Origin of the sequence: Paenibacillus sp. FSL R7-0210 (assembly GCF_038009085.1) — a bacterium.
In the GTDB taxonomy this organism is placed as follows: Bacteria; Bacillota; Bacilli; order Paenibacillales; family Paenibacillaceae; genus Paenibacillus_AQ; species Paenibacillus_AQ silagei.
Map to the genome: position 1 here is coordinate 5,022,607 of NZ_JBBPAR010000001.1, position 20,717 is coordinate 5,043,323.

The 20,717-nt window shown below is 47.4% G+C and carries 24 protein-coding genes, 2 tRNA genes and 1 CRISPR repeat array; of the genes, 9 read left to right on the forward strand and 17 right to left on the reverse strand.

The features are described from left to right. Positions 1 to 7: 7 nt before the first annotated feature. From MKY64_RS21220 to MKY64_RS21240, 5 genes are all read right to left on the reverse strand, one after another. On the reverse strand, positions 8 to 931 hold the full coding sequence (locus tag MKY64_RS21220) for a helix-turn-helix domain-containing protein (protein ID WP_340955512.1): 924 nt from the start codon (positions 929 to 931) through the stop codon (positions 8 to 10). A gap of 42 nt (positions 932 to 973) precedes the next feature. Further along, a complete protein-coding gene (locus MKY64_RS21225) occupies positions 974 to 1,978 on the reverse strand; it encodes a Gfo/Idh/MocA family protein (protein WP_340955514.1) in 1,005 nt (334 codons plus the stop codon). Positions 1,979 to 2,220: 242 nt separating this feature from the next. Then, positions 2,221 to 2,309 (reverse strand) — tRNA-Ser (locus MKY64_RS21230). 6 nt (positions 2,310 to 2,315) lie between these two features. Continuing rightward, positions 2,316 to 2,391: transfer RNA gene (locus tag MKY64_RS21235), tRNA-Asn, on the reverse strand. A 125-nt stretch (positions 2,392 to 2,516) separates the two neighbouring features. Beyond that, positions 2,517 to 3,269 (reverse strand): MBL fold metallo-hydrolase, encoded by a 753-nt coding sequence (locus MKY64_RS21240; protein WP_340958143.1) that lies wholly within the window; start codon positions 3,267 to 3,269, stop codon positions 2,517 to 2,519. Positions 3,270 to 3,407: 138 nt separating this feature from the next. Here MKY64_RS21240 and MKY64_RS21245 point away from each other — a divergent pair, with 138 nt between their 5' ends. Both MKY64_RS21245 and MKY64_RS21250 read left to right on the forward strand, forming a co-directional pair. Next, positions 3,408 to 3,836 carry an Lrp/AsnC family transcriptional regulator gene (locus MKY64_RS21245; RefSeq protein WP_339254181.1) on the forward strand — a complete coding sequence of 143 codons (429 nt, stop codon included), beginning with the start codon at positions 3,408 to 3,410 and terminating at the stop codon, positions 3,834 to 3,836. Positions 3,837 to 3,872: 36 nt separating this feature from the next. Further along, entirely contained in the window at positions 3,873 to 4,514 is a 642-nt protein-coding gene (locus MKY64_RS21250; protein ID WP_339254179.1) for a pentapeptide repeat-containing protein, read from the forward strand. Here the strand turns inward: MKY64_RS21250 and MKY64_RS21255 are convergent. Continuing rightward, a complete protein-coding gene (locus MKY64_RS21255) occupies positions 4,511 to 4,996 on the reverse strand; it encodes a SprT family protein (RefSeq protein WP_339314774.1) in 486 nt (161 codons plus the stop codon). The genes MKY64_RS21250 and MKY64_RS21255 overlap by 4 nt on opposite strands. Before the next feature lie 119 nt (positions 4,997 to 5,115). Between MKY64_RS21255 and MKY64_RS21260 the strand changes: the two genes are divergently transcribed. Both MKY64_RS21260 and cmpA read left to right on the forward strand, forming a co-directional pair. Then, entirely contained in the window at positions 5,116 to 5,475 is a 360-nt protein-coding gene (locus MKY64_RS21260; RefSeq protein WP_340955518.1) for a hydrolase/acyltransferase, read from the forward strand. Between the two features lie 119 nt (positions 5,476 to 5,594). Beyond that, positions 5,595 to 5,732 carry a cortex morphogenetic protein CmpA gene (gene cmpA / locus MKY64_RS21265; RefSeq protein ID WP_143803736.1) on the forward strand — a complete coding sequence of 46 codons (138 nt, stop codon included), beginning with the start codon at positions 5,595 to 5,597 and terminating at the stop codon, positions 5,730 to 5,732. 87 nt (positions 5,733 to 5,819) lie between these two features. On the opposite strand, the gene MKY64_RS21270 is transcribed toward cmpA, so the two are convergent. Next, positions 5,820 to 5,990 carry a hypothetical protein gene (locus MKY64_RS21270; protein ID WP_200869223.1) on the reverse strand — a complete coding sequence of 57 codons (171 nt, stop codon included), beginning with the start codon at positions 5,988 to 5,990 and terminating at the stop codon, positions 5,820 to 5,822. A 110-nt stretch (positions 5,991 to 6,100) separates the two neighbouring features. Further along, on the reverse strand, positions 6,101 to 6,595 hold the full coding sequence (locus MKY64_RS21275) for a DinB family protein (protein WP_339254173.1): 495 nt from the start codon (positions 6,593 to 6,595) through the stop codon (positions 6,101 to 6,103). 172 nt (positions 6,596 to 6,767) lie between these two features. Here MKY64_RS21275 and MKY64_RS21280 point away from each other — a divergent pair, with 172 nt between their 5' ends. Next, positions 6,768 to 7,340 (forward strand): CGNR zinc finger domain-containing protein, encoded by a 573-nt coding sequence (locus tag MKY64_RS21280; protein WP_340955519.1) that lies wholly within the window; start codon positions 6,768 to 6,770, stop codon positions 7,338 to 7,340. Between the two features lies 1 nt (position 7,341). Here MKY64_RS21280 and MKY64_RS21285 read toward each other — a convergent pair whose 3' ends face one another. Next, a complete protein-coding gene (locus MKY64_RS21285) occupies positions 7,342 to 8,475 on the reverse strand; it encodes a GGDEF domain-containing protein (protein WP_340955522.1) in 1,134 nt (377 codons plus the stop codon). Between the two features lie 298 nt (positions 8,476 to 8,773). Here MKY64_RS21285 and MKY64_RS21290 point away from each other — a divergent pair, with 298 nt between their 5' ends. The 3 genes from MKY64_RS21290 (at position 8,774) to MKY64_RS21300 (ending at position 11,181) form a co-directional block, all read left to right on the forward strand. Continuing rightward, a complete protein-coding gene (locus MKY64_RS21290; RefSeq protein WP_340955523.1) occupies positions 8,774 to 9,130 on the forward strand; it encodes a hypothetical protein in 357 nt (118 codons plus the stop codon). Positions 9,131 to 9,198: 68 nt separating this feature from the next. Then, positions 9,199 to 9,432, forward strand: a complete 234-nt coding sequence (locus MKY64_RS21295) for a helix-turn-helix domain-containing protein (RefSeq protein WP_209876390.1) — start codon at positions 9,199 to 9,201, stop codon at positions 9,430 to 9,432. 1,038 nt (positions 9,433 to 10,470) lie between these two features. Further along, positions 10,471 to 11,181 carry a hypothetical protein gene (locus MKY64_RS21300; protein ID WP_340955525.1) on the forward strand — a complete coding sequence of 237 codons (711 nt, stop codon included), beginning with the start codon at positions 10,471 to 10,473 and terminating at the stop codon, positions 11,179 to 11,181. 38 nt (positions 11,182 to 11,219) lie between these two features. Here MKY64_RS21300 and MKY64_RS21305 read toward each other — a convergent pair whose 3' ends face one another. The 4 genes from MKY64_RS21305 to MKY64_RS21320 form a co-directional block, all read right to left on the reverse strand. Beyond that, on the reverse strand, positions 11,220 to 11,768 hold the full coding sequence (locus MKY64_RS21305) for an HAD-IIIA family hydrolase (protein WP_340955527.1): 549 nt from the start codon (positions 11,766 to 11,768) through the stop codon (positions 11,220 to 11,222). 93 nt (positions 11,769 to 11,861) lie between these two features. Next, positions 11,862 to 13,096: a CRISPR direct-repeat array (repeat unit 32 nt; unit sequence ATTTCAATCCACGCACTCACGTAGAGTGCGAC). 522 nt (positions 13,097 to 13,618) lie between these two features. Then, entirely contained in the window at positions 13,619 to 13,813 is a 195-nt protein-coding gene (locus MKY64_RS21310) for a hypothetical protein (protein ID WP_340955528.1), read from the reverse strand. A 3-nt stretch (positions 13,814 to 13,816) separates the two neighbouring features. After that, positions 13,817 to 14,821 (reverse strand): HD domain-containing protein, encoded by a 1,005-nt coding sequence (locus MKY64_RS21315; RefSeq protein WP_340955529.1) that lies wholly within the window; start codon positions 14,819 to 14,821, stop codon positions 13,817 to 13,819. Positions 14,822 to 15,036: 215 nt separating this feature from the next. Then, entirely contained in the window at positions 15,037 to 15,900 is an 864-nt protein-coding gene (locus MKY64_RS21320; protein ID WP_339254158.1) for a LysR family transcriptional regulator, read from the reverse strand. A gap of 144 nt (positions 15,901 to 16,044) precedes the next feature. On the opposite strand from MKY64_RS21320, the gene MKY64_RS21325 reads away from it, so the two are divergent. After that, on the forward strand, positions 16,045 to 16,884 hold the full coding sequence (locus MKY64_RS21325) for an alpha/beta fold hydrolase (protein ID WP_340955533.1): 840 nt from the start codon (positions 16,045 to 16,047) through the stop codon (positions 16,882 to 16,884). A gap of 398 nt (positions 16,885 to 17,282) precedes the next feature. On the opposite strand, the gene MKY64_RS21330 is transcribed toward MKY64_RS21325, so the two are convergent. The 4 genes from MKY64_RS21330 to MKY64_RS21345 form a co-directional block, all read right to left on the reverse strand. Then, positions 17,283 to 17,762, reverse strand: coding sequence for a ferritin-like domain-containing protein (locus MKY64_RS21330; protein ID WP_340955535.1), 480 nt, complete (start codon positions 17,760 to 17,762; stop codon positions 17,283 to 17,285). A 318-nt stretch (positions 17,763 to 18,080) separates the two neighbouring features. After that, the gene (locus MKY64_RS21335; RefSeq protein ID WP_340955537.1) at positions 18,081 to 18,743 is read right to left on the reverse strand and encodes a Type 1 glutamine amidotransferase-like domain-containing protein; all 663 of its coding nucleotides are present in this window, start codon (positions 18,741 to 18,743) and stop codon (positions 18,081 to 18,083) included. Further along, entirely contained in the window at positions 18,740 to 19,657 is a 918-nt protein-coding gene (locus MKY64_RS21340; protein WP_340955538.1) for a DUF2785 domain-containing protein, read from the reverse strand. The genes MKY64_RS21335 and MKY64_RS21340 overlap by 4 nt, the downstream gene beginning before the upstream one ends. Before the next feature lie 93 nt (positions 19,658 to 19,750). After that, the gene (locus tag MKY64_RS21345; protein ID WP_340955539.1) at positions 19,751 to 20,671 is read right to left on the reverse strand and encodes a helix-turn-helix transcriptional regulator; all 921 of its coding nucleotides are present in this window, start codon (positions 20,669 to 20,671) and stop codon (positions 19,751 to 19,753) included. Positions 20,672 to 20,717: the final 46 nt, after the last annotated feature.

The following is a 20,717-nucleotide window of genomic DNA, read 5'->3' on the forward strand; positions in this document are numbered from 1 at the left end:
CTCATCCTCACTGTTCATGTATTTTTCGGGCCTTGCGGTAGGCAGCCGGGGTCATGCCCAGCCGCTTGCGGAATACCGAATGCAGATAGGTCGCATTGGTGAACCCCTCGGACTCCGCGATGTGTTCGATCGACAGGCTGCTGGCTTCAAGCTTGCTGCACACTGCCTTCAACCGGATCTCTTCAAGAATCCGGCTGAAGGGTTGATCCGGATCAACCTGCTTAAATATCCGCTGTAGCTGCCTCGGGCTGATATTCAGCTTCTCCGCAACATTCTCCAGCGTCACGGCTGCTGAATAATTCGCTTCCATGTACTGAACGGCGTATTGATAGCGGTAGGTCAACATATCCCGTACGGGTGCCGCAGCTCCCATCCCGCCTGTATCATAAGCTCTGGTTACCTTCAGCAGGATACTGATCACGAGATGCTTGATGGATGTATAATATCCCGCAAGCTTGCCGTCACAGGCTTCATAGGCTTCCAGAAAACACTTCATCGCCCTGTGATAATCCTGCGCCGGGATAAGCGGCAGCCGCCTCAGCTTCTCCACACATTCCTCCGCTTCCGCAACCTCCCACGGGTCTGCATCGTCCCTCTGCTTCTCCGCAATATGGATATGCAGACATAGCTCCTCCATCGACTCTTCCGTATCTGCTTCCTGACGATGCATAACGCCCGGTCCGGTCAAATAGAGCATTCCCTCCGATAAAGGATACTGCTGATCGCCAAGAATGACCGTTCCCTTGCCCCGCGGTATGAAATGAAATTCAAATTCAGCATGGTTATGGAAATCAATGACCTTCCCCGGCGGAAAAGAGGTCAAATGAAACCGGAGAACAGAAATTTCATAATGTCCCCACAGGATGGAAATATCCAGTCTTTCCAGCAGATCCATCTTCTCAAACATAATCTCGAAAGGAAAAGGGCTCATGTTAACCTCCTGCTTAAGCTACGTCAGGTATCGGGTAAGTGATCAAGACTTCAGTTCGGCTAACCGGACCACCCGTCCTGCCTTCGCCGAGAGATTCGCCGCCTCCATTAACCGGGTAAGCTCCGTTGCCGCTTGAATATTGTCAGAAGCAAGCGTGTTGTTCTGGATGTGGGCAACCCACTGCTCAAAAGCGCTGTCACGGTTGGCCAGCACAGGCGTATCGTTCCAGGCAGCCCCTTGATCTGCCGCTTTGGTACTTCTGACGAGCAGCTTCGCTTCAGGCGTTCCATAGAGCAGAGTTCCTTCCGTTCCATGCACTTCTATGGTAAAAGGGGAGTAGCTGTTCACGAAGCCGGCTTCCACCACACCGATCGCTCCCGAACCGGTATAGAGCGTCGCTACTGCGTTGTCTTCCACTTCCTTGCCCGTAACATATCCGAAGCTCGCGCTTACTCCGGTCACCTCTTGACCCAGAAACAGTCTGGTCAGGTACATAGGATGACATCCCAGATCAATCAAAGCCCCGCCCTGGCATTGCTCCAGGCTATAGAAATGCTCGGGAAGCCAATTGGCCGTTGCGCCGTTATGGGATAAACGGACTCTGACATAAGTGATCTCCCCAAGCAGTCCCTGGCTTAGAATGTCTGTAACCGATAACGTGTAACCGTCATTTAGCCGCGGCAGAGACACGGTTAGCTTCACTCCATGATCCACGACCTCGGAGAGGATTTCATTCACCTCACTCAGCGTTGCAGCTACAACCTTTTCGGTGAAGATGTGCTTGCCTGCTCTGGCCGCCGCAATCATGACCTCCCGGTGCATATGGGTTGGCGCGTCGACAATCACGGCATCGATATCCTTCCGCGCAAGCATGTCCTCCAAAGAATCATAAAACGGAACATTCAAGCTCTCTGCCGCCTTCCTGCCCCGCTCCGCATCCTCATCCCATACCGCAGCAATTTCCGTATCGCCATGCTCCTGAGCCTGCTTCGTATAATCCCAGGCATGTACATGCCAAAAGCTGATCTTGCCAATCCTAATGCTCACCCGCCTGCACCTCCATATACATTATTCTGACATCACCTATAAAGTATCATATAATAAGCAGGATTTTTAGTAGATAAATGCGACATCGACTATATGGAATTACGACATCAGACAGGGAGATCGTATCATCCAGAGATTCAGCCACTCCCGCTGGGTGGACGCAAAAAAGGAGCTCGTTATGAGCTCCTCCAACGAACCACTGAGGGTTCTCATCCCTGGCTGGCAGGGAAGTTTAATCAGAACGGAGAGAGAGGGATTCGAACCCTCGCACCGCTTACGCAGTCTAACCCCTTAGCAGAGGGTCCCCTTATAGCCACTTGGGTATCTCTCCAAGTAATGGCTCCCCGAACAGGACTCGAACCTGTGACAACTCGATTAACAGTCGAGTGCTCTACCAACTGAGCTATCAGGGAACATTAACATGAACAAGGTTTAATTTATCATGATTCTACAGGTTAGTCAAGCGCGTAGCGAGAGATTATGAGATCGTTTACAAACTCTACCTATCTGTAGGGTATCCCTATAGGTGTCGCTTATGTCAGACCCACTCTCCATCCAGCGGAACAGCCACGCGGCTCAGTAAGCCCTCCTGTTCAAGGCGTTGCTTCAATAGTTCCCTCGTCACATGGCAGTGGTTAATCGTATCCATATGCACAGCAATTACCGAAGCAGCCGGAGCGGCATGGCATACCTCCACCACATCCTGTTCGTTCATGGTAATGGGGCCTCCGCTCAGGAAGCTGGCACCTCCGGCATTGACTATAATGACCTCCGGTGTCTGCGCCGCTATCACCTGCTGAACCTCTTCGCACCAGATGGTATCTCCCGCCAGGTACAGCACAGGTTCGCCCTCCGCCCGGAAGACGAAGCCGGAGACCTTGCCCATTAATTCCCCGATCTCCCCTGTCCCGTGATGCCCGCCTGTACGTGTCAGGGTCACACCGCCGACGGACACAGAGCCGGTATCCATAATTTCTGTAACACGCCCAAAGCCCTGGGCAGCAATTCGCTCCCCATCACCTTCCTGGCAATACACCGGCAACTCCTTGGACAACTGCTCTACTGCTGCAGCATCCCAGTGATCCTGATGCAGATGCGTGACCAGTACAGCATCCGGCTCCAGCCACTGCTGGACAGGCCCCGGCAGAGGCACCAGTGGATTCCGGCGGTCATCGCCTGAATTCATAATCGGCGGATTCACACCCTGCGCACTCAGCATGGGATCGATCAGAAACGTCGCACCGCCGTATTCCAGCCATAGAGTGGCGTGGCGGATCAGCTTAATTTTCATCATATGCACCTCTTCCCGGATGTCTTACTTAAGATCAATTTCTGATACAATAAGTATAAATCAGGGCAAGAATAGAAGACATTGCGCCGCGAAAGAGATTCTTACGTTCTGCTTTCAGCCGGAAAGGAATTCAAGGAAATGACCTCTTACCTCATCGACAATACCGATTACCGCATCCTCCAGCTCCTTATCGATGATTCCACCTTAAGCCATAAGGATATCGGGGCGATGGTCCATCTGACCGGCCAGGCTGTAGGCGCACGTGTCCGCAGATTGCGGGAGCTTGGCATCATTGAAGGCTACACCATCCGGTGGAACCCGCTGCGGATCGGTCAGAATATTCACGCCTTTATAACGGTTTTTCTCAGCAGCAACAAGGATCATCCGCCTTTTCAGGCTTTTGCGAAGACCCATGAGAGTGTCACCGAGCTGTACCGCATCAGCGGGGAGGGCTGTTACTGGATGCGGGTGCGTACGGTGGATCAGGAGGCGCTGACCGCTTTGTTGGATGAACTGCTGAAGTATGGCAATTACCGGGTCAACCTGGACATGGGCCAGATCAAATAAGGACAAATAAGGATAGGAACTGCCAAGGAGGCCGACATGAGTAACAAAATAGAACCACCCAGAATCACAGATCTCGGGCTACTTATGCCGCAGGATATTCACACCCTTGCTTCCAAAGACGAATTCAGCCGCTGCCTCATCGAAGGAGCGCTCATTGAATATCAGGAGGCTACCCGGGTAGCTTTCGACAAGACCATTTTCAAAAACGTCACCATCACGGAATCCTCGCTGCAGCGCATTGAGCTTACCGATGTGGTCTTCGATCATTGCGACCTGTCCAATGTGGATTTCAGTGATGCCTTCATACACCGGACCGAGTTCAGGGATTGCCGCTTGATCGGCACAGACTTCACCAGAGCACGGTTTCAAAATGTATCCATTACAGCATGTATTGGGGAATTCGCGGTCTTCCGTTTTGCCAACTTCAAAGGGGCTTCCTTCGAGCGCAGCTCGCTGGTCAGCGCGGATTATTACCAATCCACCCTGAAAGACCTGTATTTCTCGGAATGTAATCTGGAGCAGGCCACGCTGGCAGGATGCAAGCTGAAGGGCGTTGACCTGAGCGACTGCGAGTTCACCGGCCTGCTGGTGGATCTCCAGGATCTGGAGGGCTGCATCATCTCTGCGGAGCAGGCGGCTTCTTTTGCCGGACTACTAGGTCTGGTTATCAAAAATTAAGTAGCCGGACCCGCGCCCGCCTCTAACGCAATCAGCTTCAGCTTGCCGGAGCATTTACCGCAGCGGTACCGCCCGGGATCGGCCCGGCGCTTACGCAGATATTCAGTGGCACAGACGATGCATACCAGCTTATACCGGTAAGGCTGCGGCTTACGGGCCTTGGCGCCCGGCAGGGTCTGACAATACCGGCTGCCGCCTACGCGGGCCAGCAGTGTTTTGAAATCAGCATCCCGGTGCATATATCCCCGCTTCGCAAGATGCAGGTGGTAGTGGCAGAGTTCATGCTTGATGATCTTCTCCGTCTCCTCCCGTCCGTACATCGCCAGCTGCTGGGGGTTGATCTCTATATTATGGCTCTTGGTAAAATATCGTCCGCCGGTTGTCGTAAGTCTGCTGTTAAAGCTCGCCGTATGCCGGAAAGGCACGCCAAAGCTCTTCAGTGACACCTGCTCAATCCATTGCTGCAGCTCTTCGTTGCTCATACTGGTCATAGCGCTCCTTCACGGTCCTCTCCACCTGAAATTAGATCACTACTTGAATTGTAACTTGCCCATACGCTACACTGTCAAGAAGGAAGACAAGTCCGGAGGGAGAATGAAAGATGCCTAGAATGCGTTACGTAATTATGCAGCAGGATCAGGAATTGCTATTCGTGGAGATGCCGGAGGAATATGCTTACCAGCTAAGCGCCCTCAATCTTCGCCTGAACAAAGAAATCGACAAGCTGACAGCCGAGAATGTACCCGGACTGCCGCGGGCGGTGGCCGAATGCGAGGCGCTGGAGCTGCTGCGCGAAGAGCATCACTTGGAGTCGGGGCTGGCGTATATTAACCGGCTGGAGCAGGCTTTTGCCTCCATTAAGGAGGAGCATTACCCGCTGATCTCACTATTGACCGAAATCCGGGCGCTCCAGGCCCAGCTCGAACAATGGTATGAAGAGGAAGAAGAACGGGTGCTGTAACGCTGGTTCCGGGCGGCCTTGTGAAATTCGGCTTGGCTACCTGAAACTAACCGTGCACCTTTGGGCGTATTCCCCCATATGCTATCTATACACAGGAAGCATGCAGAGGAGGGGTACCCTTGCCACAATGGCTTCGCCAACAGCTCATGAAGGCCTATTTCAAGAAGGACTGCCGTCAGATTAGACTGCTGAATGAATGCTGGTTCTTTTACCGGAATACCGCCGATTCCCACGAGATGATCCAGAAGAACGTATAACGGTTATGTAACAAAAAGCCGCGATCCCCTGAGGGGCATCGTGGCTTTTTGGCGTGAATCCGGCCAAGTCTGCGCTTGGCAGCCGGCTTATTTAAACATCGGGAATACGTATTTCACCAGGAAAAACAGAACTCCGAAGGTGATTATAATGTAGGCTGCATATTTAATGAACGTGGATGCGACCAGACTGGAATCCGATTTGCGGTGCACCTCTGTCCGTTCAACCTCAACACTTCTGTCCTTGTAATTCGGCTCCATCTTCAATCTCTCCTCTCGGGGGTTAGCTGCATGTCAACCATTAACCCGGGGATTTGGAGCTGAAACAGTAGTATAGAGACGCAGACTGCTTGTAAAATATGACTGTCGTCTTAATCGAAACGGCGGGTGCTTGGCCAGGAGCCCTGCAGCTTGCGGACCAGTACAATCTGTCCCGTATGATAGGCATCATGCAGAATCAGGCTCATTACCTCTTCGCCCGGTGCATGCCCGGAGCCGCCCCATTCATAAGCGCCTTCCTCCAGAGCTACAATAATCTCGCGTAGTGAGGCATGAATGGACTTCAGCTTGTCTACCGCCTGCTTCCAGTCCTCTTCCCCGCTTCCTGTTACAGTGAACGTGGCGTCATTGCTCTCCAGATCAGGCAATTTCTCCATCCCCTTAAGCTTACGCAGCAGACGCTCCTTATAATACGTCAGATGGTTAACGTTCTCCCAGATCGAATTGCCCGCCGCTCCCTCCGGCTTCCAGAGGGCCTGCTCACTGTTCACACCTTCAAGCGCAGCACTCAGCGGCGGTTGCCAATCCTCTACATCCATTACATAATCCCAATTCTCCAATAGAACATCGCTGATTTTGTTTTCCATTTGAATTCCTCCTGTAATTTGTGGGTGTTAATGATTTGGTAACGACTAAACAACCATAATAACAGTTACACGAGCACTTTAACATATTTGCCGGAGTGTATCAAGTAACTAGCATAACTCATTTTTAACTGTTACAATCAAGGGAAAGATCATGCGAAGGGACAGATGAAGCTTGCTGTGGGTAGATTTCATGAACAGCTATTGGCGGAATTGGCGGACTAGTGACCGGAGCAAGGACGAGGACCGGCTCGAAGAACCGGAGTGGCTGGAGCAATGGCTGGTGGAGCAGAAACTGCCGGCGGCAGGCCCTCTCCTCCCGGAGGAGCTGGAGCAACTGAAAGAACTACGCGGCTTGTTGTGGGACGAGCTGCAGCGGCTGGTCGCGGGAGAGTCTCCGTCTACAGAACTGCTTGCGCAGTTAAATACTTACATGGGCAACGGGCCGGTTGTTCGCCGTGTGGTCTGGACGCCCGCAGGTGACGCTGAGATCTCCCTCCAACCGCAGCGTGCGGACTGGGGGCAGATTATGGCGGAGATTGCCGCCTCTTTTGCGGCTGCGCTGCTGGAGAAGGAGCCCTCTCGCTTCCGTATTTGCGGGAATCCTGACTGTCTCTGGGTCTATTACGACGATACCCGCAACCGCTCGAAGCGGTACTGCGATGACAAGCTGTGCGGGAATCTGATGAAGGTGCGGCGGTTCCGGGCACGCAAAAAAGCAGCGGAGGGTGAAGCTCCGGCAGAGTAATCTATACCACAATCCGCTGAGTCAGCGGGGTCAGCGTAGTATTTTTGCCGGAGTGCTTGGCCGTATAGAGGAGATTATCGACTTCTTCGAAGAGCGTTTCTTTGGTGGTGCCTTCGGCATAGCTCTTGAGGCCAATGCTGACGGTCACCGCCCCGTTCTCCATCTCTTCATGTAGCGTCTCCGAGAGCTGGTGGCGTATCCAATCCATGAGCGTATAGGCCTCCTCGAAGCTCTTCTCGAACAGCAACACCGCAAACTCCTCGCCGCCGTAGCGGGCAGCAATGTCTGCCGCAGAGAGATGGTCCTTGATGATCTGTGCGACCCGGGCCAGCACCAGATCCCCCGTACGGTGTCCATATTTATCGTTAATTTGCTTGAAATTATCGATATCCACCAGCGCAAGATGGAACGGGGCACCCTGGCTTCCGTATTCCAGCGCTTTTTCATAGAATTCGTGAAAAGAAATATGGTTATACAGTCCTGTCAGTGCATCGGTGGTAGACAGCTTGCGGATCACCGCGTTCTCGATCATCAGATCCTGCTTGGCCGTTAAGGTAGCTTCCAGATCGCTCGCCAATTCACGCCCGTTAATAATGACAATCCCCGCCACCAGGGTCCCGACTAGCAGGAAGAGCGGAATGGCAACCAGGTCGAAGTCTGTAAGGTAATACTTGAACCAGTAATCCCAGCGGTACAGAATGAAGAACGCAGCCGCTTGGAGGGCAGACGTGAACAAGGTCAGATCCAGCCGAAAAAAAATCGCCGACGCAATAATCGGCAGCAGCATCAACGCCCCGATAATCCGGATATCCATATTCAGATGGATAATCATCATGGCAATAATCGTCCCCGCCACAAACAGCAGCACGAAGGAATACCTCGGTGCCGCAACATCCACCAGCTGCGTCAACCCGACCACCGCACTCATCAGCAGCGTCGGATAAAGCAGCACATCATAGTAGAATTCATGCGCTCCCATGGGATACGGCAAACATACAAAAGACCCCAGCTGGGCCAGGAAATGCAGAGCAATCACCAGCCAATACGTATACAGAAACCGCTTGACCCACTTCGCCTGCCGGTGCGCAGAAGTCTCCGAAGGGCCCATGTAATCTCTCAATCTCAACGCTCTCACCTGTTGCCCCCCGATTAAATTCACACATTAGATGTACACATTTCTCCTATTTTAACATGCCAGGGTCCGGGTCGGATACTCACTTGTGGGATATGTACGGGGGTGGGGGGAGTGATTCCCACACTTCTATTTTCAGCTCAGGAAATATGGGATAATTTATAAATAGCGCTTAGCCGCTCCAATGGATGCGTGGATTCAAAATAGTCTGAAACTAACTTCTTTTTTGTGTATGTACTCCCGTATATTCTCAATGTTCCTTTATAATATAAAGTATATTAAGTACAATGGGGTGTAAAAAGTGAGTATCAATTTTTTTGAGCACAGGGAGATAATTTCTAATAACATGGTGATCTTCTTGCGGTTGAGAGGGATTTCTAAACTGTCTTTATCAAAACAGACAGGGATACCCCGCCTTACCATCGACCAAATCATCAGCGGCGAAACTCCAAGCCCCAAGCAGTACAACTTACAACTCACAAATATTAACCATACCTATGAGTTACCCGAAGACTATTTCATCACTTCTCTCCCTTCAGTTCAACCAACCTATGCTTACTCCAGTATTGGTGATTCGGCGAAAAACCCAGTGGTTAGGGAGCTGTTGGATGGCTTGGATAACATTTTAGATATCTATTCTTTGTACCATTTACATTAAGGGAATGGGTATCAACATTATTCTAATGTGCACTTTAGAAGTGTATTTTTTCATGTAGGAGGACCCCTGTGGAATTTGATAAATATACATTGCACTTTAAACTCGACCAAATTTTAAAAGTTCACAATATCTCAGTACTTAAACTGTCTAATGAGATAGGGCATCGAAGAACTACCATTATGGAATTGGTGCACAACACCAACATGGATAAAAAGAAAATATCCGCAGAGTTGATCATGAAGTTGTGTCTCTATTTTGAAGTTAGTCCTAACGATTTATTTGAGATACGCCTGAAGAAATAGAATAGGATTAAAAAAGCACTGAGTCCTGCGGCTGCGCAGATATTCAGTGCTTTTACTTATGAGTAGGGGCTAACCAGATTCTTGTAAATCAGCTAAACAAAAAGTTGGGACCCAACCGTATACGTTATTATCCGCCTTACAGTAAGTCCATTCGTTTAAGTGCTTTAACCCCCACAATATTTCCCCTTGAGTAACTGTTAGTTCATGCGCAGAATAATCTTCAGTCACTTTTGCAATATCATGGCTATCTGGAGAAGTTAAAATCTGCTTCGGCACCCCTCTTTGCTAGTGGACACTGATTTACAAAAAATCCAATTAGGAAATTGAGTCTCCTTTCGTATTTTTTAAAGTCCCAGGTTGGTATTCGCACATAAAAATGATAAATGAAGTGTGTTTGTGATGTTGTATAAGAGGAGATCCCTCCTATAGAGGATATCCCAAAGATATTTCAATCCACGCAATCATACAGAGTGCGACAATGCGCATTTTCCATAGACCACGAATTCAATCATTTCAATCCACGCAATCAAGTAGAGTACGACAGGTGATAGTAGTGAATGTTATCAGGTAATCCTTATTTCAATCCACGCACTCGTGTAGAGTGCGACGCCGAGGTTGTATCAATACTTTATCTACTGGCATATTTCAATCCACGCACTCGTGTAGAGTGCGACAGCGAAAAAAGTGTAACCCATGCTTTTCCCGCATTAATTCACCATCTGTCCCCTTATTCTAATCTTGAAAAGATATACAACCACCCTTGGCTTTTAAAGACTATCCTCTTATTTATAAACTTTCGACAAATTCTGAGGTGCGAAACCCCCGGAGATTTCATGGGAGCTTGGCATTCGCACCGAGCCCTCTCCTTCTATTTTAACCCATTTGATAGGTTCTGTATAACTATAACTTCTTTCAATTTTGTAGTTTTTTTGTCTTATCCACTGCGTTTTAAATTAAGAGACTATTCGATATACTGGGTAGGAATGTAAGCATCATGAGGGAAGAATCCTCGTAGAACATGGGAAGGAAGTAGACTCGATGAAAAAACTAATAGTAAGGTCCGTAGGTATTGTTGCCCTTTTAAGCTACATAGTGGGGTGTACTGATCCTTCTCATATTCAAACTGCTGAGGCAAAAGCAGCTTCAACCCAGACCCCAAAGCCAGTAGCCAAAGCAGATAACATCAACGCACTAATTCCGGCCGGGTGGCACATTTTAGAGCCTGTCCTGGGAGAGAAGGCCATCGCCAAAGGTGATTTGAATAAAGACGGGATCTCAGATCTCGCAGCGGTCATTGAGAAGGATATGGTTATGGACGAGGCGTCTCCACGGTCACTCTTAATCGCTTTTGGCAGCAAAAACAATACGTATACCCTATCCATCATTGCCAAAAATGTCATTTTGCGATCGGATGAGGGCGGCATCTGGGGCGATCCTTTTGATAGCCTTACCATTAATCGGGGGTCTGTCCTGGTTAGCGATTACGGAGGGAGCAACTGGAGATGGTACAACAAGTATAGATTCAGGTACCAGAATCAGGATTGGTTTTTAATCGGAGCGACAAGCGGAAGCTACTTCACTGGAGCAACCACTATGGATCAAGCGGACGAGGATGATATCAATTTTTTGACCGGACAATTTATAGAGCAGAGAACGGACGAACAAGGAAATACCACAACGAAAAAAGGAACTCGGAAGAAAAAGCCTTTGATCCGCCTAACGGAGTTTAACCCGGAAAACGTGCAATAACCGAGGGACCCTAGCAAAACAAAGCGGACAACGCAGCTTTACTCAGGCGTGGTCCGCTTTATTGTGCTAACCAACCATTTTGCCGCATCCAGAAGGTCCTTCGCGATGTAATCTGGTTCTGCCTGTTCATACCACAGGTGACGGTATTTATCCAAAGACTGCATCCCCCAGCCTGTCTCTACCAGAATTCTTCTGGCTCCCACTGCTGCCGCTGCAAGCATATCAGTCGAACCCACATCGCCAATCACAGCACACCGGGTTAAATCTAATCCATGATCGGTTGCCGCTTGCAGAAGCATCCCAGGTTGCGGTTTGTGGCATACACAGCCGTCTTCAGGCTCATGGGGACATATGTATGCGGCGTCAAATCCGTAACTGTCAAATTCATTCCTAAAGTCTAATTCTGTAGCAAGTCCTTTAGATATATTGTGTTGGTTCGTTAGGGCGATGATTGGGATTTCATGTTTTTTGAATAATTGCAATGCTTCTAGTGAGTATGGAAATAATTCAAAATCCCGGGGGTGGATGAAATGACCGTTCCCGCCCAAGGTCCCATCGCGATCCACAAATACAGCTTGAAGGGTCAAGCGGATTCACCTCTTCTTCCTGAAGAATCCAAAGCCACAACTAAAATCAAAACAACTATTACAAAACCTCTCATGGACATCACCTCGTTAGATACTTCAATTCGCGCACTCACGTAGAGTGCGACTTATTTAATAATGTGTTTGTTCCGCTTTAAGTGATTTCAATCCACGCACTCACGTAGAGTATGACACGTAGCGCCTGAGCTTTATAATCTGCTCGGGTAGATTTCAATCCACGCACTCACGTAGAGTGTGACCAAGTAATATCTGTATATGAATTGATTTTCAAACTTATTTCAATCCACGCACTCACGTAGAGTGCGACAATTGCTGCGGGAACGGATAGCGGTTCTGGCGTAAAGATTTCAATCCACGCACTCACGTAGAGTGCGACAATTGCTGCGGGAACGGATAGCGGTTCTGGCGTAAAGATTTCAATCCACGCACTCACGTAGAGTGCGACGCTTCGGACGTTTGGGAGATCAATTGCGATCCTGGAATTTCAATCCACGCACTCACGTAGAGTGCGACAACGTAACCGGCGGGGACGCGGTATATGCCGCGCTATTTCAATCCACGCACTCACGTAGAGTGCGACGTGACACTACACCAATGCTTGGCAAGAGTTTGAAAATTTCAATCCACGCACTCACGTAGAGTGCGACCTGTGGCCCATAGTGCCTATGTACTCCCTTTATACCATTTCAATCCACGCACTCACGTAGAGTGCGACTCAATTAATTTAAAAACAATATCACCAGCTAAAATTTCAATCCACGCACTCACGTAGAGTGCGACAGACAAGATTTTTGATCATGCAAGCAGTACATGATTTCAATCCACGCACTCACGTAGAGTGCGACAGTTGCCGACTGCTTCAATTTGCGCATGTTTAAAATTTCAATCCACGCACTCACGTAGAGTGCGACGCATCCCAGCAAGCATTCCCGGACCTTTCGATTTTATTTCAATCCACGCACTCACGTAGAGTGCGACAGCACGTACCGTTAAAATCACCCTCCCCTCTAAAATTTCAATCCACGCACTCACGTAGAGTGCGACAGACCAAGATCCACCGTGAAGTTAATGCTGTAATATTTCAATCCACGCACTCACGTAGAGTGCGACTGGCTCCGACAAATAAAACCCCGCCTACCAATAATTTCAATCCACGCACTCACGTAGAGTGCGACAAAACAAACAGGCTGAACGCCGCGGCGGTAAGCGTATTTCAATCCACGCACTCACGTAGAGTGCGACGTAGTCCAGGAGATGTCATTTACCACGTGGAGAAAGATTTCAATCCACGCACTCACGTAGAGTGCGACAGCGAAAAAAAGCATAAACCATGCTTTTCCCGTATTAATTCACTATCTGGCTCCTAAGTCTATTCTTGAAAAGATATAAGACCACCCTTGACTTATCAAGACTACCCTCATATTTATAGACTTTCGACAAATTCTGAGGTGCGAAACTCCCGGGAATTTCATGGGAGCTTGGCATTCGCACCGGATCTCTTTTCTATTTTAATCTATCGTAAGTCATTCTGCATGACGATAAATTAGTGTATATTTAGTAATTCCCACATAATCATTCCGTTCTTTACTCGGTTCGTGTAAAATTCAATTTCTCCAAAACTCTGATAGATGGAATGTTATCGATAAGGCACTCGGCCACAATTTTTTGGACTTTTTTGAAGATAAGGCCATCATTAGAAAAATAATCTCATAATAAGCGTGTAGCAGCCAAAGACAGTAAGAACCAGAGCAGTTAATTTAAATAGGGTCTTTAATTTAAAGAATATCAATATAAATTCACTCCTCATTAAATTTGATTACGAAATGTTATATTCAAAATTTATCCGGATTTTTAATTCTAATGGAGGCTGCTTCTCCGCACTTTTTACAAAATGTATAGATAACCGGGGAGCCAAAAGAAAAAGTTTTACCGATCGGCATCACTCTAGCATCCACTGCATTCACTTCACCTTTTACAAAGGTATTACTTCCACATGCTTTGCAAGTTAAATTCTCTGGATTCGTCATATCTTAACACTCCCACCAAACGTAGTATGTGCCTAGCAGCTCTGTAAGCTGGTTAATCGTAGCGAGACAATCTTGCGAATATTCATCTGAATATTCAGTGATCACAACACCCTGGATGAGCGGCATTGCAAGATAGAGCTTACTCAAAACTGCTGTTTCCACTGGAAAAGATGGCTTTTCCCGCGACACGCGAATTCGCCATGATTCCATGAGCAACTGCTCATACTCTTCCCGTGTGTCTGGATCACTACAAAGCAACTGCTCAATATGTGTATCCGTCATGGCCGGCAACTTTGCTGCTTCAATTTCATCCTTATGTATTACGCGGCCAGCCAGTTTCCTCATGATCGCGTTTACGCCGATGTTAGCCGGGGAAGCTTGCATACGGGCTTCTTCCCATATGAGCTCGGTGACCTGCTTGCCAGCCTCCAGTGTGAACTGGAGACTTCCATTTCTATAGCTCATCGCTTCTAAAAGTTCCCCAGTTGTAATAGTCAGATAACCGCCGACAAATGCACTTCTGACCCAGGAGTCCAGATGATCTGCATGAAGAATTCCGTCCTTGTTCCTCAATAGGCTACGCTTCGAACCATCAATATAGTCCATAACATCAGTTGTACGAATATTCGCACGGGCTAGGATGTCAACGATCTCCTGTGAAAACACGGCCTCCCGCGTCCATTCATGATGATCCACGCCTGGAAGGGATTCTAGTGTATGACTGAAAGGCGCATGTCCGATATCATGCAGCAATGCAGCTGCCCGCAACGTACGATTATCCGGCTCAAAATGCGCTGTAAGCGCAAATACACCTAACGTATGCTGTAAGCGGCTGTAGGTATGGTGGGTATTGATAAAAGAAGCTCCTCCATGCCGAATGTAATGAAGCCGCCGCACCTTTTTGCTTCGGAGCAGTGCTTTTTCTTCATCAGTGAGCTGAATCCTGAGCTTCCATAGAGGTTCATAGATTTCATCTAAAGCACCATCCAGTCTTAACCTAAAGTCCATTCCAAGGTTTCCTCCTGTGTTCTTAAATTCTAGATACGGACCAGTGAATAGTAGACGTATACTGCGCAGTAGATGGGAGAGTCAGCTTTTTAAATGGCGGCAGATCTGAACGAGAAAATAAAGTCATAGACTGCAGCTGTGTTGTTGGACTAACGTTCTTCGTTAGTTCAATACTTGAATTGAATCCGAATAATTATCAACACTCTTCTCATTTCTTACCAGAGGGAGGCATGCTTTCTAACGATCTCAATAAAAGCTTCTACTTGAGGAGAGATCCACTTGTTTTTGGGATATAACAACTGCGTAGCTAGATTCTGTTTGTACTGCTGACCTGAAAGTTTTTCTTCCTTCAGCTCCCTCTCTACCGTAATTCGAGGTAACAAGGATATGCCCATACCACTCAATATAGATTGTTTCACGGCTTCAATACTCCAGAATTCAATATTGGAAGTAATCCCTAACTGATACTCCTCAATGCATTGTTCAAACAATGTGCGATAATCGCAACCTCTTTCGGTAAAAAGTAAATTGCTTTGCACAATGTCCAGTTGTAGCTCAAATGAATTTGGATACAACAACATCATGGGCTCCTCAGCCAATTTCTCACTGTACAAATTGGGGTCATGTACCTCTGTCCCCAGCATAAAGGAAATATCACTTTTACCTTGCATCAAATTCTCTTTATAATGTACGGAATCTAATTGGTGCCATTCTATATTGACATGGGGATGTAATTTTTTGAACTCTTCAATAATAGGCGGAAAACGATAGATCAACAAAGTTTCCCCAATACTGATAACGATATTACCCGTTAATTCCCCTTGCGCAGCAGTCACTTCCTTAATCATATGATACAGGTCAAGCATTTTTTTGGCATGTGGCAACAATTTTCTCCCAGTCTCCGTTAAAATAACCCGCTTACCGATTCGATCAAATAAAGGGTAGTTAATCTCCTCTTCCAATGCCTTGATATGCAATGTGATTGTAGATTGCGCGTATCCAAGATGCTCAGCAGCTTTGGTAAATCCCTCGTGTTCTACAATCGCAATAAATGTTACCAAATGACGTATTTCCATCATTGGCTCCCTTCTTTTTACCATCATCAAAACTGATTGTTTACATATAAACTATCAATTTTACTAATAGAATGCAATCGTTTATATTCAATGTAACTCAATAAGAGCTAAATTAATCTCAATCGTTTATAGAAGGGAGTAATCACCATGCAAACAGCAGCAACGTCATCCATGTTGATCAATGGATATCGAATTGCTTATGAGCAATACGGAGAAGGCTCTCCCATATGGCTCCTTCATGGAACACCGTCTTATAGCTATGAATGGAGAAAAGTAATACCCTCTCTGGTTCAAAAAGGGTATAAAATCTACGTTCATGACCTTCTTGGATATGGAGCATCCGAAAGACCACTCGAAACAGATACTTCTGTGGCAGCACAATATACTCTGTTCAGTCAGCTTTTAGACGAACTCGGAATGGATCGTTTACATGTCGCAGCCCACGATCTAGGTGGAATTGTTGGCCTCCAATTGGCTCAGGAACAACCTGAGCGTGTACAATCGCTCACGTTACTCAACATCCCCAGCTATGATTCGTGGCCCTCACCAACCTGGAAGAAAATTATTGAAGAACAGTTCGAACGGGTTGAACAAATGTCCCGTACTGATTTTGATACCATGCTAAAAAAACAGTTACCCATGGCAGTTTATAATAAAGACCTCATGACAGGGGATACACTAGACGCATATCTTGCACCCCATGCCGGTCTATTAGGTAAAGCATCTTTTTTCTCCCATCAGGTAGCTCACTATAATGCAAAATATACTGAATCCTATAAAACAGATTTACCCAAACTGAAGGTCCCCGTTCAAATTCTATGGGGGGAGGAAGATGAATGGCAGCCCCTCGCTTATGCAAAGAGGCTTGTCCAGGATATCCCCCATGCCTGTCTACGTGTCATTCCAAAAGCTGGTCATTTCGTAATGGAAGATGAACCTGGACAATGTTCTGATTATATCGACCATTTTTGCAATAAACATTCGTGATTTAGGGTGACACAGAAAAAACACGAGGCGTGTATGCCACTTCCTCGTGTTTTTCTAATGATGTTACTGTTCAGGTTTGAATTTCTTAATTAGATATGAAAGGACACTCGAGGATAGCATAAACTTGGTTTTTCCATATGGTACCCACTGAAGATGTTATTATTCCTGAGCAAAGCTAAAATCTAGAATTGAATATTAAGGTGAGCTGATTCTACTCCACACATCTACCATTGGATCCTCCGCTATATACTTAGGAACAATCTCCAATGTTTGTATAAGATATCCCTTCAGGACTTTGTACTCTACACCAGATACGGCCAGTGAACACTAGACGCGTATTAATCAGTAAAGAGGCCCCTCCACTCCCTGTGAGTAAAGAGGCCTCTTCGTGCGTAGGATCAGAACTGATTTGCAGCTAAGTTTTGTAGCAGGAGATTGTTATATTTAGCCGCATGTTTTTGCTCATCCAGAATAATGCCATACAGAGTATCCTTGTAAATGCCGTACGGAAGACCGAACCATATCTTTCGATATTTCTCAACAGCAGATAATTCACCTTGGAAGGCTTGTTGCAACCCGGCAATATAAGAATTAACATTATCCGGAGGTTCGTTGCCAACTCCTGTTACTTCATGCCCTGTTAATTCCTTATACATTTGTCGGAACATTTGATTATGTCCTCTTTCATCATTCCGAATAGAGGTAATCACTTCAACTTGTTCTTGGTTCGGGGCAAGTCTGATGAGTTGATCATAAAAAAGTTCATCATTTCGTTCACCTTGTACGGCATTCCTCATTAATTCAAGTGATTCTTGTGTTGTAGTGGCCCAAACGGGGACGAATTGTGATCTAAACCAATACGGATAAATCCTATGCATGAGCTAAACCTCCAGAAATGCAAATAATCATATCATCAATTATATGCACATAAGCCCAGTATGTGATTATTTGAAGAAAGGTTTAATGCACAGTTCCTAGATTAACACTCCCACCAAACGTAGTATGTGCCTGGATGAGCGGCTTTCCAAGGTATCCTCCTGGGTTCTCCTTTATTTTTCAACCTCAAATATTGAATCGATGATGATTGGAAGATTGTCTCTAACCGAAACAGCTCCAAAGACTGAACATGCATGGATACCTTTAGCATTGATCCAATCGCTGACTGTATTTCAAATGGTTCTGTGGTTGTTTCGTAATCATACACTTATTTTCTGAATCTTCGAGCGGGATATTAAATATACCGGGCCCATTATTTCGATTGCGCCGTCTTTTACACGAATCGCACTCTCCTGCTCTGCCGCATATACATCGATCTCCTCCGATAAGGGGAACAGGTAGCCTTGAACGAAAGAGGCGTAATCGCGTTTCGAATGAGATTCATAGGCAAAAGGATTAAAGTCCAACCCATCATGAATCGTATCTATTTCAACGGTATGATCGGCGCTCTGCGAGGTTACCCATTTGGCAGCCATGTTCAACGAACCGGCGCTGGCCCCCAAGATAACGGCATTGCTGTTCTTAATCACATCGGTTAATTCATATTCCGCCAAAAAGTTGTTCTGTTGAACAGGATCTCCGCCGCATAGAAAAATGACCGACGCGTTCTGAATCCATTGCCGGGCCTCATCCTTCGGCATGCGGTAATCGATGAAATGGTTCTCCTTAAACATAAGATTAGCCTGATGGAGCCATGTCCATTCCGTTATATCCTCAAAGTGAATCTGCCCGTCTTCATAATCAGAGGGTTGAGCGCTAATCATAACAAGCGATTGTCTGTCTTGTAGATCCTCCTGCAACCACTCAACCAGCCCCTCTGGTAAAAAATCATTAAACCAACTGAAATAATAGTGAGTACTCAAGCTTCATCACCTCCATATGCAGGGTTTGCCCCGTTAAAGCGGTTTAATTTAGCTTCAGCCGCCAGCATGGCGCTGGTAAGTCTCCGATGATTCCCGTCATGCCGGGCAAGTGTTCTGAAATACAGGCTGCGCACCATATTTTTCCCGTTCACTCTGGCAACTCTCTGTGCGCGTGTATCCGGCCATTCCGTACACTGCGCCAAGCTATGAATCCAGCCGGCAATCTCCTGCTGTGGTAACAGCGATTCACTGATCATCGTGTCCACAACGTTAGCCATACGTTCGTCTTCCTCCTCGTCAAAAATCCGGACACTGTTATGCAGCATTCCTGTAATCGCCATAAGCACCTCGTGCTGCACCTCAATGTCACTTTCCTTATAGCGGATCAGCTCCTCCAGGGCATCTGCCCCGTGAGCTGCGGCATGAGCCCAGCCTTCGGCTGCCAGATAACCGCGCAGGTCCTTCTCCTCCTGATAGTAGCGAAGCAGCGAGCGCTTTAGATGCTGGAAGTCTTTTGGCGTCAAGAATGGTTGAATCCTGTCCCGTTGCATAATAAGAGCGATCGGCAGAACCGCGAATGCCCTGGTGAGTACGCTGTGGTCATCCACGCTTCCAATACGGTAGAACAAATACCGGTCGTCCATCAGGACAGTCAATAGATGCCGCATTTCCTCATCTGTGAACTTATTATCGCGCTTCAGCCATATGTAAAAGGTAGAATAAATATGCTCACGAAGCTCAGGCTCCGGGTCACCAATATGCCGCAGCATCAGATCGGTAAAGTCTTGGATGCTTTCTCCCTCTCGCAGGATATACTGTTCTTCCTCCAATCTGTGCAGCTTGTGTATCAGTTCTGTCCGCGTGTCCTTCGTACCCCGTTCATTGACATCTTCGTCCAAAATGCAGGCTTTCATCTAGTCGGTTCACTCCTAACCCAGTTATAACGGCATTATGTATTTCTCCCGCCGATATCCCTACTATAAAACACAATGACTGACACCAGGGCGTCAGTCATTGTAGGATAGAAGCATATTTTGCATATATTGCTGCAGCTCCGCCCGTAATTCACGAGGCTCCAGCAGCTCGCACTCCTTGCCGAAGCTTAGAATGAATTTCAGCAGGCCCTCCTCATGAGGAAAAATATCCGTAACGAGATAGAAGCCATCTTCACCCCGGCTAATCTTCTCTTTCTCAAAATACTCGGTAAGCTGTGCGCCAATTCGCGAAGTGAATCTGAGCACAACCTGTATGCCCGCCTGCGAATAATTGTGATCAATGACCTCGGCAATCCGCGCATCCGGCACATCTCTTTTTGCAAAAGACAGCCCCAGCTCCAATTGCCTGATCCGCACAAGCTTGAATCTGCGGTAGTCGTTTCTGACCCGGCAGAAGCCGATCACATACCAATGGCCGTGACGAAAGTCAATCCAGCCCGGCTCGACCGTTCGCTCCAGGTATTCCATATCCCTGTTGATATAATCGAACACCAGCACCCTGTTATCCGTGATGGCCTTGCTGATGATCCCAAGGTACTCTTTAATCTCCTGTTTCATACTGAAATGGGACAACTCCAGAGTCAGTTTATCCTTACCCGGCTCCCGCTTATAGGTATGTTCAACCTTGAGCAGGATGTCATTGAAAGCTTCGTTCCGGCCAAACAATCCGTGTAAATTCTTCATTACAGCTACCAACGTATGAGCTTCGTCCCCATTAAGAAAGAGGTTGCTTACATTATAGCTGTCCATAATATAGTATCCTCCGCCCTTACCGCTGGTTGATGCAACTGGTATGCCGGCTTCGCTTATTTTCTCAATATCCCGGTAGATCGTCCGCAAGGATACCTCGAAATGCTCGGCAAGCGCCTTGCCCGTTACCGTACCTTGACCGGAGATGATCAGCAGCATGGAGAGTAATCGATTGACTCGCATGATTGGTGTGTGACGCTAAGTAACGTCTCCTCCTCTGGGTAGAATT

Coding starts and splice junctions, on each gene's coding strand:
- MKY64_RS21220 (WP_340955512.1), bottom strand. CDS start 931: ATGAGCCCTTTTCCTTTCGAGATTATGTTTGAGAAGATGGATCTGCTG.
- MKY64_RS21240 (WP_340958143.1), bottom strand. CDS start 3,269: ATGAAAATTAAGCTGATCCGCCACGCCACTCTATGGCTGGAATACGGC.
- MKY64_RS21245 (WP_339254181.1), top strand. CDS start 3,408: ATGACCTCTTACCTCATCGACAATACCGATTACCGCATCCTCCAGCTC.
- MKY64_RS21250 (WP_339254179.1), top strand. CDS start 3,873: ATGAGTAACAAAATAGAACCACCCAGAATCACAGATCTCGGGCTACTT.
- MKY64_RS21255 (WP_339314774.1), bottom strand. CDS start 4,996: ATGAGCAACGAAGAGCTGCAGCAATGGATTGAGCAGGTGTCACTGAAG.
- MKY64_RS21260 (WP_340955518.1), top strand. CDS start 5,116: ATGCCTAGAATGCGTTACGTAATTATGCAGCAGGATCAGGAATTGCTA.
- MKY64_RS21270 (WP_200869223.1), bottom strand. CDS start 5,990: ATGGAGCCGAATTACAAGGACAGAAGTGTTGAGGTTGAACGGACAGAG.
- MKY64_RS21275 (WP_339254173.1), bottom strand. CDS start 6,595: ATGGAAAACAAAATCAGCGATGTTCTATTGGAGAATTGGGATTATGTA.
- MKY64_RS21300 (WP_340955525.1), top strand. CDS start 10,471: ATGAAAAAACTAATAGTAAGGTCCGTAGGTATTGTTGCCCTTTTAAGC.
- MKY64_RS21310 (WP_340955528.1), bottom strand. CDS start 13,813: ATGACGAATCCAGAGAATTTAACTTGCAAAGCATGTGGAAGTAATACC.
- MKY64_RS21315 (WP_340955529.1), bottom strand. CDS start 14,821: ATGGACTTTAGGTTAAGACTGGATGGTGCTTTAGATGAAATCTATGAA.
- MKY64_RS21320 (WP_339254158.1), bottom strand. CDS start 15,900: ATGATGGAAATACGTCATTTGGTAACATTTATTGCGATTGTAGAACAC.
- MKY64_RS21325 (WP_340955533.1), top strand. CDS start 16,045: ATGCAAACAGCAGCAACGTCATCCATGTTGATCAATGGATATCGAATT.
- MKY64_RS21330 (WP_340955535.1), bottom strand. CDS start 17,762: ATGCATAGGATTTATCCGTATTGGTTTAGATCACAATTCGTCCCCGTT.
- MKY64_RS21340 (WP_340955538.1), bottom strand. CDS start 19,657: ATGAAAGCCTGCATTTTGGACGAAGATGTCAATGAACGGGGTACGAAG.
- MKY64_RS21345 (WP_340955539.1), bottom strand. CDS start 20,671: ATGCGAGTCAATCGATTACTCTCCATGCTGCTGATCATCTCCGGTCAA.